Origin of the sequence: Novipirellula aureliae, from assembly GCF_007860185.1 — a bacterium.
Taxonomy (GTDB): Bacteria; Planctomycetota; Planctomycetia; order Pirellulales; family Pirellulaceae; genus Novipirellula_A; species Novipirellula_A aureliae.
In genome coordinates, this window is the sequence record NZ_SJPY01000008.1 from 99645 (window position 1) to 114767 (window position 15123).

General features: G+C 51.9%; 13 protein-coding genes and 1 pseudogene. 3 read left to right on the forward strand and 11 right to left on the reverse strand.

The window, feature by feature from the left end; genetic code table 11:
* Window positions 1-76 precede the first annotated feature (76 nt).
* The 9 genes and pseudogenes from Q31b_RS22730 to smpB form a co-directional block, all read right to left on the reverse strand.
* Window positions 77-1750 carry a sigma-70 family RNA polymerase sigma factor gene (locus tag Q31b_RS22730; RefSeq protein ID WP_146602128.1) on the reverse strand — a complete coding sequence of 558 codons (1674 nt, stop codon included), beginning with the start codon at window positions 1748-1750 and terminating at the stop codon, window positions 77-79.
* Between the two features lie 655 nt (window positions 1751-2405).
* Window positions 2406-2918 carry a GNAT family N-acetyltransferase gene (locus Q31b_RS22735; RefSeq protein WP_146601963.1) on the reverse strand — a complete coding sequence of 171 codons (513 nt, stop codon included), beginning with the start codon at window positions 2916-2918 and terminating at the stop codon, window positions 2406-2408.
* Between the two features lie 300 nt (window positions 2919-3218).
* Window positions 3219-4535 carry a B12-binding domain-containing radical SAM protein gene (locus Q31b_RS22740; protein WP_146601964.1) on the reverse strand — a complete coding sequence of 439 codons (1317 nt, stop codon included), beginning with the start codon at window positions 4533-4535 and terminating at the stop codon, window positions 3219-3221.
* Window positions 4532-4906, reverse strand: coding sequence for a hypothetical protein (locus Q31b_RS22745; RefSeq protein WP_146601965.1), 375 nt, complete (start codon window positions 4904-4906; stop codon window positions 4532-4534). Before Q31b_RS22745 ends, Q31b_RS22740 begins: the two co-directional genes overlap by 4 nt.
* On the reverse strand, window positions 4903-5304 hold the full coding sequence (locus Q31b_RS22750) for a hypothetical protein (protein WP_146601966.1): 402 nt from the start codon (window positions 5302-5304) through the stop codon (window positions 4903-4905). The genes Q31b_RS22745 and Q31b_RS22750 overlap by 4 nt, the downstream gene beginning before the upstream one ends.
* A 134-nt stretch (window positions 5305-5438) precedes the next feature.
* Window positions 5439-5650: pseudogene (locus tag Q31b_RS28590) on the reverse strand (GxxExxY protein).
* Window positions 5651-5696: 46 nt separating this feature from the next.
* Window positions 5697-5771: a hypothetical protein gene (locus Q31b_RS29150; protein WP_231617800.1), complete on the reverse strand. Its 75-nt coding sequence runs from the start codon at window positions 5769-5771 to the stop codon at window positions 5697-5699.
* A gap of 106 nt (window positions 5772-5877) precedes the next feature.
* Window positions 5878-7581: an apolipoprotein N-acyltransferase gene (gene lnt / locus Q31b_RS22765; protein WP_146601967.1), complete on the reverse strand. Its 1704-nt coding sequence runs from the start codon at window positions 7579-7581 to the stop codon at window positions 5878-5880.
* A gap of 1 nt (window position 7582) precedes the next feature.
* Window positions 7583-8089 carry an SsrA-binding protein SmpB gene (gene smpB, locus Q31b_RS22770; RefSeq protein ID WP_146601968.1) on the reverse strand — a complete coding sequence of 169 codons (507 nt, stop codon included), beginning with the start codon at window positions 8087-8089 and terminating at the stop codon, window positions 7583-7585.
* Between the two features lie 265 nt (window positions 8090-8354).
* Here smpB and lipA point away from each other — a divergent pair, with 265 nt between their 5' ends.
* A complete protein-coding gene (gene lipA / locus Q31b_RS22775) occupies window positions 8355-9269 on the forward strand; it encodes a lipoyl synthase (protein WP_146601969.1) in 915 nt (304 codons plus the stop codon).
* Window positions 9270-9339: 70 nt separating this feature from the next.
* On the opposite strand, the gene Q31b_RS22780 is transcribed toward lipA, so the two are convergent.
* A complete protein-coding gene (locus tag Q31b_RS22780) occupies window positions 9340-11208 on the reverse strand; it encodes a heavy metal translocating P-type ATPase (protein ID WP_146601970.1) in 1869 nt (622 codons plus the stop codon).
* Between the two features lie 313 nt (window positions 11209-11521).
* Between Q31b_RS22780 and Q31b_RS22785 the strand changes: the two genes are divergently transcribed.
* Window positions 11522-13738 carry a sulfatase/phosphatase domain-containing protein gene (locus Q31b_RS22785; protein ID WP_146601971.1) on the forward strand — a complete coding sequence of 739 codons (2217 nt, stop codon included), beginning with the start codon at window positions 11522-11524 and terminating at the stop codon, window positions 13736-13738.
* Window positions 13739-13826: 88 nt separating this feature from the next.
* Window positions 13827-13976, forward strand: a complete 150-nt coding sequence (locus tag Q31b_RS28595) for a hypothetical protein (RefSeq protein ID WP_197172118.1) — start codon at window positions 13827-13829, stop codon at window positions 13974-13976.
* Window positions 13977-14146: 170 nt separating this feature from the next.
* Here the strand turns inward: Q31b_RS28595 and Q31b_RS22790 are convergent, their stop codons facing one another.
* Window positions 14147-14941, reverse strand: coding sequence for a sensor histidine kinase (locus Q31b_RS22790; protein ID WP_146601972.1), 795 nt, complete (start codon window positions 14939-14941; stop codon window positions 14147-14149).
* Window positions 14942-15123 lie beyond the last annotated feature (182 nt).

Here is a 15123-nt window from a genome sequence, read left to right on the forward strand (position 1 = left end):
CAATCGGTACGCTCAAACTCGCCATTTGGTTTTGTTTCTTCTACAGAATCCATGGTAGATTTGGACTCCCGCGGCCTTACGAGCCGAGTTCAACGTCGATTTTCGCGTCGTTTGCGGCTTCGCGAAGCTTCATCAATGCCCGTGCCTCGAGTTGACGGATTCGCTCCTTCGTCACTCCCATCTCCTCGCCGACCTCTTTGAGTGTCAACGGTTCGTTACCTCGGCCGAGGCCAAAGCGAGCGGAAATAATCTTTTGCTCTCGCTCATCGAGCCGATCGAGAATCTTCGAAAGTTCACGTTGCCGAGTCCGTTGGACCGTCTCTTCTACGTAGGGATCGAGGCGTTCATCTTGGCGAGACAAGAACAGTTCTTCCGTTGTTGTGCGAAAGCGATCGCGATGCTTGAATTCCGTCGGAATGGTGCGAGCGAAGTTCTTCATGATCGCCCACGACGCGTACGTGCTAAACTTATTACCGCGGGAATAATCAAATTTCTCAACCGCGCGAATCAGCGACATGTTCCCGTCGCTCACCAACGCAAAGAAGTCATCGCTACTAGCGACGTGTCGTTTTGCGATCGAAACGACCAAGCGTAAATTCGATTGAACGATTTTGTTCTTCACTCTAACCGCTTCTTCATACAACGCATCGATTTGATCCATGATTGCTGAGCGGTTTGCCCCCGAGTTTTGGAGGGAATCACGAAGCACACTGGTGCGGTGTTTCAAATAGTTCATTTTGCGGAACAGGTGATACTCCTGCTCGCGGTCGAGCAGCGCGACATCGTAGAGAGCGGCCAAATAACTCGGCAACCCACTCGGAACGCGTGCCTTCCGCGCCACACTGGATGATTCTGGCATAGGCGCCAGGAATTCTTGCTCACGACTGCTGTCTTCGAACTCTTCGTTGTAGATATAGTCGAGCGGCAATTCCATCGCGTACTGAATCCGCATGTCGATAAGAATTCGCTGGATGCTGCTTCGTGTACGTTTAAAGCGTTTGCATAGTTGAGCCGTTGTTGCGCCCTGCGCCGACAAGCGGAAAATCGCTCGTTTGTCGTCTTCGCTCAACGTTGATCGATGATTGGGAAAGATCGCAACTTGCTGGTGGCCCGAATCAAAGTTTTTGAGCGTATAGCGAATCGTTTCCGGGCTACGATCCATTTGCTCGGATAACTGCCGTGTGACATCGGACAGATTCGAACCGCCTTCGACCAATTGGCGTGCCCGTTCAACAATCTCTGCTTTTTCTTCGTGGCTAAGCTGACTAAACCGTTCACCGCGTCGAATCTTCTCGCGATTCGCTGACACGAAGCTTTCAACACTGCTGTGCAAAAACCCGACCCGTTTGCGTCCGCCGAACAATAACCGCCGACTGACCAAACCGCTATCGCGCCACCGGCTAATTGTTTTCGTAGAAACCCGAAACATCTTGCTCAAGTCTCCGACCGTATGGACGGGTTGAGACAGTTCCGATACGGCGATGTCAGCCGAATCACTGAGGTCTTCGATCAGTAAACGAAGATCGTGTTTCAAGTCGACCGCTTCGATATTGTGGCGACTGGGCTTTTCGGGCCGATAATTGGTGATCCGAAAGCATAGATAATCGAACGAGTAGGGTCGATTGGGCTCAATTTCCCCATACAACTTCTCGGCTAAATCCGCTTGCTCAATTTTTTTTCCTTTGGGGGCAAATCGAGTCAATTGATCTCGAAGTTCCTTGATTTTTGCATCGCGATATTCGTCGTGCATTCCCATCGTCCAACTTCTCCCAGTGCTGTGGTATCGCTTGTCAACCAATCCCTGCGACCCCGGCGGGCCGCGCGACTCGATACCGGTATTGCCCGGGTAACGCCCTCTCCATAGGACGATCCTCCACTTGCCTTGGCGGCAAAACACGCTCAGGCGTCAACCACTACGTGATGTGCCGAGTCAACGCCAGTGCAATTTCTTGCCACCAAAGCGGCTGACGACTCCTTGCCGCCAGCCTCTCATTGTAATACGCGTTAAACGATAACGCCATTTTCTTAAATGACCAGAAAAATCTGTCGGAAGTTCACGTTTTCTTTCCTCAAAAGACGTTGTTTCATGATTTCGGTGTCCTCGACGACATTTCTCAAATGGAACGACTCTCACGGTTAAAAAACCTACCGTCAACTAACTGACCCGTAAACAACTGTAGAAAATTCAGTGCCAAAACGTGCGAATCGGCACAGGAAAAAAGAAGATATGGCGATAAGTTTAGTAGCAGCTATGGGTTACCGTCTTTTGTATTAAATCCCCAAAACGACCAACTGTCCGCCAATCGTCCAGAATTTTGTAAAATTTTCCAAATTTTGTAAACAATCGTTTTCGTCTTCCTCTCGTATTCTGAGTCCGCTACCCAAAACGAGACCTTGCCGCACCGCTAGGCTTTTTCAATCGGTTTCGCCAAAAACAGTGTCTGGCCCATCTCTTTGTCAGCCTCGGGGGATTGAAATCCGAAGCGATGGTACAAGATTTTGGCAGCTGCATTTGTCTCAAAAACCTCTAACGTAATTTTTGAGCAGTTGCGTGTCCGAGCCATCTCTTCAACCGCCGCAAGCAATCTTCGCCCAACCCCTTTGCCACGATAGTTCTTGGCCACCATCAAATCATGGATGTTGATTACGCTCTTGGCGGAGAAGGTCGAGAATGATTCGATACAAATGACTGCGCCAACCGCAGCAGTCGACTCCAAATGGTCTGATGTAAACGCCAACATTGCGACCACAGAAGGTCGCTTTGCCATCTCGCCGATCAGACGACTCTTTACCTCCTCATTGATTCCCGGACGTCCGATCGCTGGATCATCCGCGTACTCACTGAGCAGGTTTAAAATTGCATCGGCATGATGCGGATTCAAGCAATCGAGTTGAACGATTTCAAAGGATCGGTTCATTGAGGTTCCTTCTAGCGGGCTAGCCCACTGTTGCTGCAAGAAGTCCGATGCCAATTCGGCCTACCCAACCAACAATGCCAACACCAAGGATTATCATGGCCAAAATGCCAAACAGGGTTTCCATCCTCTTTGATCCTTGTAATGCGTGTAGGAGGAAAGTTCTTGCGGTTCGCCAAGCCCCCATCTTAGCGGATTGATTCCCGTGATGCTGGAATCGAGGCATCCGATCATTGGAGTCGCCCATTCGGTCGCATAGATATCCTTGCTGCCTAAACCGATAGGAACCGGTCAATGCATTTGTTAAACACGATGGGACACAAAGGCCTTGGATAGAAACGAGCGGCGGCGGTCTGCGATCGCTTCTCGAGTGTACAGCCTCTCCGCAAGCCAATAAATGCCCTTTCGAAGCTGTTCAACCGACATTTGTTTCGGCTCAAAATTGACATCAAACAATGTGCATAAATCCCAGCGGTTTGGCTGGAGTAGCCGTCCTTCGGCCTCCAAACGTTGGTACAACGGGGTGCCCGGAAACGGGGTCAGAACGGTGATTTGCACATCCCACAATTCCGCTTCGTTCGCGAATCGCAGCACCTGCTCAAAAATTTCGGGCGTGTGGCTGTCGAGACCCAAAATAAAGCAACCGTTAACAGTGATCCCCTGAGATTGAATTCGATTCACCGCTTGCCGAACGTCACCTTGGTACCGTGATTTAAAATTCGCACGAAGCTCGACGCCGTCGAGCGAAGCCGGATCAGGGCTTTCGATGCCGATGAGAACTTGCTTACAACCTGATTCTCGCATCAGGGAAAGTAACTCAGGATTGTCAGCGACCGAGACATCCGTTTCGGTAAACCACTTCACTCGTTGAGGAATCAATTCGCGGCACAGGTTCTTTCCCCATTGATGATCGACAAAGGTGTTGTCATCGGCGAACTCGATAAATGGACGCTTTTTTATCTGTTTCACCGCTTCAACGTCACGAATGATCTGCTGTACCGAACGCTTTCGGTAGGGATGGAAGAACATCACATTGGAAGCACAGAAATCGCACCGCCACGGGCATCCGCGAGTGGTTTGGACAGGAAACCGAGTGTAAGGTCGATCGGCCAACAAGTCATAGCGAGGAATGGGAAGCGAACTTAGTTCCATAGGTGCCGACGCCCGCGCATCCCAAACTCGCTTTGCCGTTCCAGCCACCATTCGAGGGATCGCTTCGTTCCAGCTCTGCTCACCCTCGCCAAGAAAGACGAAATCGGCATGCTCCAGTGCTTCTTGTTGCTCCACTGTAACATGCAAGCCGCCCATTGCGACTTTTACTCCTTTGGCGCGTAGGCGATCGGCGATTGCATAGGCTTCAAAGACTTGAGCTGAAAAGGTACTGATTGCGACCAGGTCACAGTCGTATACATCCTCCGGTTCACTCCCATCACGCTCAGCTTCGTAGTAGTGAAGCTCATGCCCAGCAGGTGTCGATGCGGCTAAGTAAAGCAGTCCCAAACTCGGTAGCGACGACAGCACTTTTCCTCTATCTAAGACCCCTGGAAGCGTCAGTCCGAGTTTCAGAAGCTTCTTGTCATGGGCCCGTAAACCGCTAAGAGCTAAAAAGCCAATCTTCATGGAGGCCCATTCCGTATGGTTTGAATAACGCCCACAAACAGTGCGACGACGGGGATAAAAAACAGGTGCCGAAATGGTTTCTTCCAAGCGGATAAAAAACAAACCATAGGCATTGCGATACCGCCGATGACAAATCCCCACGATGCAATCTGTGTCTGGAACGATTCGGTCGTCGGCACCGAAATGCTGAACAGCACGTTCATCATGCCGAGTGCGGCTTGAGCAATATGCCCAAGACGAAGCAAGCGACGGCGAAAAGATCCGTATCCATCAAGGAAATTGTCACGATGGAAGAACAATCCAATGATCGCGCCAGTGCCGAAAGCGGATGCGATCAATACCCATCCAAAATACCAATTGAGTGTAATCAATGCTTCGTCGGGGTTTCATGGGGCAAGGGAGCGGTGGATCGATAAGCGATCACGAACAACACAAGCATTAGCAAGTCAATCACAGCGAACGGCTTGAACAAAAAAGGACACCCCGTCGTGATCCAATAATACGTAACCATACCGACATAGCTGATTTTTAGCAGCATGCCGAACGGCATCAAATTTCGATTGCCAGCCGGTGCGACGGCGATACAGAAAAACATGATCCCGAATGTAATTAACATCAAGGATCCGAATTGGATGTACCCCCAATGATTCGGATAAGGAATGCCCGAAGCATCAAAAAGTGCCTTCCCAGCCAACAGAAAAACCAACCCAATGAGAAAGTCATAGGCCGCTGCGACTCCAAAAATCAAACGGACGATAGGCAATGACATGGAAGTTCTCCGAAGCGAGTTGGGGCGTCAATAAACCAGAGCCTCTCGATCATCGTACCATATGCAGAAGGCTTAAGGTGGTAAATGTCTCTCGCCGATCGCACCCGGTAGTTTAGCCACAGAGATCACGGAGGTCACAGAGAAAGGCGTCTGATTCCGTCAATCCGTTTGGATTGACGGAAATTAATGAGCAAACCACGTTTTAAGCCAGTTGATTTTAGATAGGAGAGAGTTTGTGCTGTGGTGACGTCGGGAAGTTTGGTAACAGCCTTTCGTTCTACGACGACTTCTCCCTCGACAAGAATACGAGCTTTTGTCCTTTCACGACATGGCCCTTGTAGACCACATCAACTTCCTTTTGACGTTCGCAGGCAATACCGCGCAACTGCAACTCAAGACACAATGCATCCTCGTAGAGCTTCCTCGTAGATTGATTCCAAAAGTCCAGGTTCCAAAATGCGATGCACTTCGATCGCTGCTCCAATGATCTTTTTTTGTCAATTCGTCACTTGTCATTGTTCTCTGTGCCCTCTGTGATCTCTGTGATCTCTGTGATCTCTGTGATCTCTGTGGCTAGACGTACGCTTGACGTCTTCGGTCGATCATCACGATGATGCAGAATAGTGCTAAAATCTTGGCAGGCCAATCGCCGATCTTGACGTAAAGGCTCACGCGATTTTCTCTCATCGGCGCTGCGATGATCGCCCCATTTGATCCAGTGGCTAACGAATCGACTACGCGACCGCAATGATCGATCCACGCCGTCGGTCCGTTATTGGCTGCTGACAATATAGGTCGTCGAACTCCGACAGCGATCAATTGTGCACAGCGGCGGTGGTGGTCGATCACGCTCGAATCATCGAACCATCCATCGTTGGTCACGGTCACGACGACGTCCGCTGTTTTTCCGTCGTCATCCAGTTGTCGCATTTGGTTGATTGTGATTCGTTCAACGGCCGTTTCGATACAAATCGACGGAAGCACGACGGTATTGCCCACTTGCATCGGCACCGGTCCCTCCCCCGCAGTGACCATCAAGCCATCGGGGACCCCGTCGCGAATCCAGGGGACCGAACGAACGATTGGTATGTATTCGCCAAACATCACCAAGTGATTCTTCGCATACCAATCTTGGATGTTTCCCTTCGTGCCAACATGCACGATTCCGCTGTGTATACTTGTTTTTTCGTGGTAGCGAATCACGCCGCAGCCGACGATCAAATGCGGTTTGCCATGGTTACCATTGACCGATTCGAGCACATTTTGAACGTCGGCGTTGCGAGAAAGAAAGTAATCGCGAAAGCTGTCGATGGCCAGTTTGAATTCAGATGCGGAGCCTTCGAAAGGTCCTGGAATGGATGCATCGGGTTCGGCAATCATCCAAGGATACCCGCCGGTGAACATCGATTCTGGCCAAACGACGACATCGATCGGCTCGTTCGTTCGTTCAAAGGCTGTGATTGAATCGCGAGCGTATTGTTGGAAGATCTCTTGTTCCCGGGCCGAATCTTGTTGGTACTCGACAGGCTCCGATCGCTGGATCAATGCAAACGTCGCTAGCCGTTCGGTCGATGGTTGGGACAATCGGAACTGACCATAAGCAATCGTAGCCACCAACAAACCGCCCCCAATCGCCGAAGCGATCACGACGTGCCCGCGTCCTGGCGTGTCGCCAAACCATTTCGCGAACCTTACCGGGCGGACGATCGAAGCAATTACGAAGAGGGCGACATTGACGGTGGCAATGACAAAGCTGACTCCATAGGTACCGAACAGATCGGCGATTTGGATCATCACGGGAACATCGGCCACGGAGTGACCAAGCATTGCAGCGGAGATTCCTGTAGCAAAGTAGTTACGAATCGTTTCGAGACCGACCCAAACCAGTGGCGCGGCGGCGAGGAGAGGCAGCCTGCGGCGACGGAGTGTGCGTGTCAAAGCGATGAACAGTGGCATGTAGACCGCCAAGTATGCTGACAACACAAACCATCCGCCGTACATCAGCGGGTTGGCATGACGGATACCTTGCAAAGAGACAAGCCAAAAGATCGTTGCGGCGCCCCAGAACCCGAGGTAATCCCGACGCGAATACCGTGGTCGAAGTTCGACGAGGATCAAGAGCGGTACCAGGGCAACAAAACAGAGCGGCCAAACCGACAAGGGTGGCTGGGCGATCCAACGAAAGGTGACCGCAACGAGAAAGATCCCAACCAGATATCGAAGGTGGAATCTGGTTTCGCTTTGGGGGTCTGAAGCACTCGTTTCCGAAACGCTCATGTTACGCACGCCTCATCGCTTGGCGTAAACCACGTTCGGTATCGCGTTTTTTCAGCGTTTGTCGTTTGTCATAGATCTTTTTGCCCTTTGCCAGTCCCATCACACATTTGGCAATCCCGCGTTCGTTGAAGTAAACCCGCAGCGGAATCAGCGTCAACCCACGCTGGAGTGCTCCGCCAGCGAACTTGTCATATTCGCGAGCATGAACGAGCAATTTCCGCGGGCGTCGGGGATCGTGGTTCCACATTCCAGCGTTGTTGTAATGGGCAATGTCGGCTCCGATCAGCCATAATTCGTTCTTAATGACCCGGATATAGGCTTCATCAAGCGACAATTTGCCTTCCCGCATCGATTTCACCTCGCTACCGATCAGCATCATTCCACACTCAACGGAATCGATGATCTCGTAGCGGTGGCGTGCTTTTCGATTTTCCGAGACATTGATCAAGCCGGACTGCGTACTTTTCTTGCCGCTTGCCCCCTTTTTGGTCTTTTTGTTCTTTGCCATCTTTCTCGTTTGTTCTTTCTCACGCCAACAGCGATTGTTTTAAGCTTTGTCTGAAAAGGGGTCTGATCCTTTGGGGGACAGTCGTTTTCAACCGTTTTTAGCCTGTTTGGAGAGGGTTAGCCCCCTTTTCGGGCAAAGCCTAGTGTGCGTTTCGCCCAATTGTACCGCGAATCGGCAATCTAGCGCAGACGGGCTACACAGGTTCATTACAATAGAGCCGACGTTTTCAATTTGCTTCCTCCGTTTGCCCAACTCACCTTATATTATGGCTTTCCGATTACCTGTTGTTTCTGAGCCCGAAATGCCCGCTGGTGCCGATGTCAGTGCATCAGGCCGGTTACCACGCTGGCTTCGACGGCCTGTTCCCCGCAGCAATTCCAATCACGAAACCTCGGGTTTGCTGCGTGAGCTAAAACTAGAGACGGTTTGCGAGAACGCGAAATGCCCGAACCGCATGGAATGCTATAGCCAGCAAACGGCGACTTTCATGGTTCTGGGGAACACGTGCACCCGCCCCTGTGGATTTTGTGCGGTCCATCGAGGCAAGCCACAATTGCCCGAAACCGACGAACCAGCCCGGGTGGCCGAAGCGGCAGCCCGTTTGGGACTCAAGCATGTCGTGATCACCAGTGTGACACGAGACGATTTGCCCGATGGTGGTGCCGAGCATTTTTACGAGTGCATTGTGGCCGTCCGCGAAAAGACGGGAGCGACGGTCGAGGTTTTGACGCCCGATTTTGTCCAATGCAAACCATCACTCAAACGCGTGATCGACGCTGTACCCAACGTTTTCAATCACAACATGGAAACGGTGCCTCGCTTGTACAGGCGAGTACGGGGCCCCAAAAGCGATTATCGCTGGACGCTCGAAATGATGCGGCAAGTCAAGCGTTACAACCCAAGCGTCGCGACCAAGAGCGGCTTGATGCTGGGGTTGGGCGAAGAGCGCGGCGAATTGCTCGAAGCGTTAGCAGACCTCCGCGAATACGACGTCGACTTTTTAACATTGGGTCAATATTTACAACCAGGCGACAAGTACTTGCCAGTCGTCCGCTACATCTCACCCGAAGAGTTTGAAGAAATTGGTGAGATCGCCCGCAGCATGGGTTTCAAGAAAGTGGCCTCGGGCCCCTTCGTCCGCAGTAGCTACCATGCGCGAGACATGGCCGAGAGCGTTTGATGGTCTTTGTATGATAAGCCGTCTTTGTTGGAGTGCAGCCTTTAGGCGATTTATGCGTCTCGTAAATCGGCTAAAGCCTGGACTCCAACTCTTCGTAATCCGACAATGACTTTGGCGGTAGCGCGACTCGTAATGCGTTGACGACGGCGAACACATCGATCACCTCTTGCGTGATCGCACCGGCGACTGGCGGCAGGTAGCCTGCGGCAGCGATGAACATTGCAATCACACTGATCGCCATCCCTCCCACGGCGCTTTGTAATGCGATCGCCCGCATCCGCCGGCTGATGTGCATTAGCTCATCGACTTTTTGTAACGAGGAATCGAGTACGACCGCACCGGCGGCTTCGGTCGTCACGTCGCTGTTTTGCCCGAATGCGATGCCGACGGTCGCAACCATTAACGCGGGCGCGTCATTGATTCCATCACCGACGAACAGCGTATCCGCTGCTGCGGTCTCTCGACGCACAATCTCCACCTTTTCTTCGGGGCTTTTCTCGGCATAGATCTCGCTAACGCCAACTTGATCGGCCAGGTAGCGGACTTCCGATTCGCGGTCCCCGGAAAGTAACATAACGCGATTCACTCGATGGCGGGGACCCAGATGCCGGACGAAGGACGCACCTTCCCTCCGGGGTGCGTCTCGGAAACCGTACGTCGCTGCATATTCGCCGTCGATCAAAACAACGCACTCGAGTCCCTCGCTCGGAGGAGGTAATTGGTCAGCGGCGGACGGAAGTTCGGCGAGTAGCGATTTACGGTTCGTGATTCGTATCGATTTGCCCGCGACGATGCCTCTCAAGCCTTGCCCCGGTCGCTCACTGATTTCGGATGTCTCTAGCGTCGCGACTTTTTGCTCCTTGCCGGCACGAACGATCGCCTCACTAAGCGGATGCTTGGAGTAGCGTTCGACACTTGCAACCAGCAGCAACACATGATTTTCATCCTGTCCCTTTGCGACCGAGATTTGGGTCAACTTGGGTTGACCATAAGTCAGCGTTCCTGTCTTGTCAAAGATCACCGTACGGCACTTATCAAGTTTCTCCAAAACCGACGGATCGCGAATCACAATGGCACGTTTGGCCGCCAACGAAATCGATCCGATAATCGCTACTGGAATCGCGATCAATAAAGGGCACGGGGTGGCGACGACAAGTACCGCCAAGAAACGAACCGGATCACCACTAAACATCCAAGCAGCGGCAGCAATGCCAACCGCAATGGGTGTGTAAAAGGCACCGAGCTGGTCACCAAGGCGACGGATGCGCGGACGCTGCTGCTGTGACGACTGCATCACGCCCATGATTTGAGCGTAACGCGAATCGATCGCCAATTTCTCCGCCTTGATCGTCAACGCGGATTCACCATTGACCGATCCCGAAATCACGGCGGCACCCGGTGTCTTGGACATCCGATAAGGTTCGCCCGTCAGGTACGATTCATCCATCACCCCATGACCATCGACAACCGTTCCGTCGATTGGACAGACTTCATGCGGGAAGACGACCACAACGTCCCCAATTTGCAGTTCATCCAAGAGGACATCTTCCACGTGGGAATCGGTCTTTCGATGAGCAACCGACGGCATCCGTTTCGACAAAGCTTGTAGTACCGACGAGGCGCTTTGGACAGCAAAGCCTTCGAGTGCTTCGCCACCGGAAAGCATTAGCACCACCAACGTGCCAGCTAAGTACTCGCCAAGAAACGCCGCTGTAACGATGGAAATTCCCGCCAGCAAGTCGGAGCCAAACTCGCCACGAGCCAGCTTGTTCAGCAGATCGACCACTAGCGGGATGCCGCCAAGAACCAATGCCGCATAGAGTGGTGCATCGACCCAATGTTGTGATGGAATACTTGAAAAGCGAAGAACCAAATGAACGATAATCGCCATCACCGCTAAAACGGCGATAAGTAATTGCGATCGACTTTGAGTCGGCATCGTTGACATCCGAGCGTGGAACTGGTGCAGGCTCGATCCGATCTGTCGTCAATGCCATCTTCTTGCGAAGCAAGCACTACGTGATCCCTTGTCGGAGAAATAAAGATTTCCGAATGACACTTCGCGGGTGGAGCGACAATCGAGGGGATTACGAATGGAGCGCGTATTGGACAATTTTATTTTACCCGACAAGTCGTTACACTGCGTAGCTCCTCGTCGCAAATGTGATAAAATAGCCAACAGATCCTGGGTCGGCATCGTTTACAAAGAAAACGACTTGACCCAGCCTCCGCCCCCCCTTCAGGATCATCTCATGAAATCATCCATTTTCTCTATCGGCATTCTGCTTGTTTGTCTCTGCAGCGGTGGCGCCGACGCGGTTGCCAAGCAGCCGAACATCTTGTTCATCTTTTCCGATGACCATGCACCCCAAGCGATCGGTGCGTATGGATCGAAGATCAACCAGACGCCGAACTTGGATCGAATCGCGAAGGAAGGAGCGGTATTCCGTCACTCGTTTTGTGCGAACTCGATTTGCGGGCCTTCGCGAGCGTGCATTTTGACAGGCAAACACAGTTATCTCAACGGATTTCTTCGCAACAGCGACCGCTTCGATGGTTCGCAAACGACGTTTCCGAAACTGTTACAACAGGTTGGTTACCAAACCGCGATCATTGGAAAATGGCATCTCACTACAGACCCGGTCGGTTTTGACCATTGGGAAATTTTGCCTGGCCAAGGCAGCTACTACAATCCAGATTTCATCCAAATGGATCGAACTCGCAAGGCTTACCCCGGTTATGTAACTGACATCATCACCGATCGGGCATTGCAGTGGCTAAAGGAGCAGCGGGATCCCGACAAGCCGTTTGTGTTAATGTGTCAGCACAAAGCACCGCATCGTAATTGGTCACCCCCATCGCGATACTTCTCGTTGTACAAAGGTGTCGACATTCCCGAACCCGACACACTGTTCGATGACTATTCTGGGCGGAGCGAGCTGCTAAAACAAAACGAAATGACACTGAAAGACCATTTCTTTTGGGGTTGGGATGCAAAACAAAAAGGGGAGAATCCATTCCCCAAGTATTTTGCATCTGGGCTCGCAAACGGTGAGTACCGGCGAATGAACAGCGAACAAAAAGCTCAGTGGGATGCCGCCTACGAACCGGAAAACCAAGCATTCATTGAGCGAATGAAGGCTGGCGAATTGAGCGACAAAGATGTCTTGCGATGGAAGTACCAGCGATACATCAAAGACTATTTGCGATGCATTCAAGCCGTTGACGATAGCGTTGGTAGTGTGCTTGACTATTTGGATGAATCGAAGTTAGCAGATGATACGATCGTCATCTATAGCTCCGATCAAGGATTCTATCTTGGCGAACACGGCTGGTACGACAAACGTTGGATGTTCGAAGAATCACTCAAAATGCCGTTCCTCATTCGTTGGCCAGGTGTCGTCGAGCCAGGCATCGAGTCGACGGCAATGATACAAAATATTGATTATGCACCAACGTTCTTGGAGGTCGCCGGTGCGCCGGTGCCGGAAGAGATTCAAGGGCGTAGCTTGGTTCCGATTCTGAAAAATAAAGGGAAGGCGACCGACGATTGGCGTGATGCGATCTACTATGCCTATTATGAAAACGGTGCCTCGCACAATGTTCCGATTCATGATGGAATTCGTACCGAGCGTTATAAGTTGATGTTCTTTCCCCGAAATCGGGAATGGAACTTATTTGATCTGAAGAAGGATCCAAAGGAACTCAAGAGCGTTCATCAAGACCTTGCCTACTCTGAAACTTTTTCTGGTCTGAAGAGGCAGTACCACAAAATTCATCAGTTGTATCAAGTAAATACGGCCGCGATCCCTGCGTCGCGGTTGGATGTGCCCCATTGGCGTGCACGTGATGCTGCGATCACCCAAAAGGCTCGAAAGGGCAACTTCGATTTGGCATTCATCGGCGATTCGATCACGCAAGGTTGGGAAGGAGCCGGCGACGCCATCTGGAAAGAATTCTATGCGGATCGCCATGCGATCAACTTGGGGATTAGCGGCGACCGAACGGAACATGTGATTTGGCGTTTACAGCACGGCAATCTTGGCAAGATGCAACCCAAAGTTGCTGTCGTTATGATTGGAACCAATAACACGGGACATTTGCAGCAGGACCCGACCGAGGTTGCCGCAGGTGTCAAGCGAATCCTCGATCTATTGAGAGAGAGCCGACCTGATACCAAAGTACTTCTGCTCGGCATTTTCCCGCGAGGAAAAAATCCGTCGGACGTTTTGCGAAAGAATAACAATGAAATTAACAACGAAATAAAACGCTATGCCGATGGCAAACACATCCACTATATGGACATCGGCTCCATTTTCCTCGAAGCCGACGGAACGATCAGCGACGAAGTGATGCCCGACTACTTGCATCTTAGTAAAGAGGGTTACGCACGATGGGCGAAGGCAATCGAGCCGAAGCTACAGGCGTTGGGAGTCGAGCCTTCTGTCCACGCGGCGTCACCGCAATAAAGTGGCGGAGGCCATTCATGGCAGCTATCCGTTGTTGCTTTGAACCCGGGACAAGCCCGGATGGCGTGGACTGAAGGAATTCTGAAACGTGAAAGATCCTTCCGTCGAGCTTGTCTCGGTGGAGGAAACAAGTGGCGGCTACAAACCGCACGGCCGAAAGAAATTCGCCCCACCTCCACGAATCGCCGGAGGCGATTTGTGGGGGTGGGGCGAGTGTGGGGTTTTGCAGTCATGGTAGCTGCCACCTGTTGCTCCGCCCGGACAAGCCGGGCGGAAGCAGGGAAAACACCCCTCTGAAATTCACCCCGTTTTTCTTCAATCCACGCCCTTTGGGGCAAGCCCGGCAGAAGCGATCCCACGGTCCATTCGAGGTTGCCCCGGCGGTGAAACAACGCAACAACGCGCGTCCTACGCGGCGGCTTGTTGCTCTTTGGCGATCGGCAGGCGAATAACGAATGCGGTTCCTCGTCCGACGGTGCTCTCCACTCGAATGCGGCCGTGGTGAGCATCGATGATCTCTTTGCACGCAGCCAATCCCAATCCCGTGCCGCCTTTGCCTGAATCATCCGGTCCACTTTTGGTCGTGTAGAACGCGTCGAAAATGTGTGGCAATTTGTCTTTCGGGATCCCCGCGCCGCTGTCGCGAACACTTAGCTCGACCCATTCCTTGTCCTTCGATTCGCTCAGCTTGATAAGAATCGTTCCACCCTCAGGCATCGCTTGTCGCGAATTGATCAAGAGGTTCAGAACCACCCGTTGAATTTGATTCCCGCTGGCGATCGCGGCGGGGGTTTGATTGGCAAAGTCGGTTTCCACCGTGATTCGATACTTACGTAGTTCGCGTTCTAAGAGAACCAGCGAATCCGTGATGATCGATCGGAGATCGGTGGGCTCAAGCGATTCACTACGATTGCGAGCTTGAGCCAGAATGGTGCCTGTGATTTTTGCCGCTCGCTCGGTTGCCGACAGAATTTTGTCGAGCGCCTTATCACGGCTGGCATCATCTCGGTTGCGAATTCCCAATTTGGCGTAGTTCAAAATCGTCATCAAGACATTGTTGAACTCGTGAGTGGCGGTCCCCATCAGCTCCCCTAAAGTGGCCAACGACTGCATTTTTCGAAGTTCAGCACGTAAGTACTGAATTTCGGCTTGGGCATCGGCTTGGACAGGATCGTGGGGCGATGGAGCTGATTGCGGTGACATAGGTTTTTCGTTGAAAGGACAATTGAAGGCGTGAAGAACAAAGTCGCCAAGGACTACTTGATCTATCGTCGAATTCGTTTCATCTGCTACACCCTGGATAATCGCTCCCGCATAGTTTGCCAGACGGTCGATTGAGTGAACCTGTAACACCAAGCTTGGCAAAATGTGACAATTGAATAGTT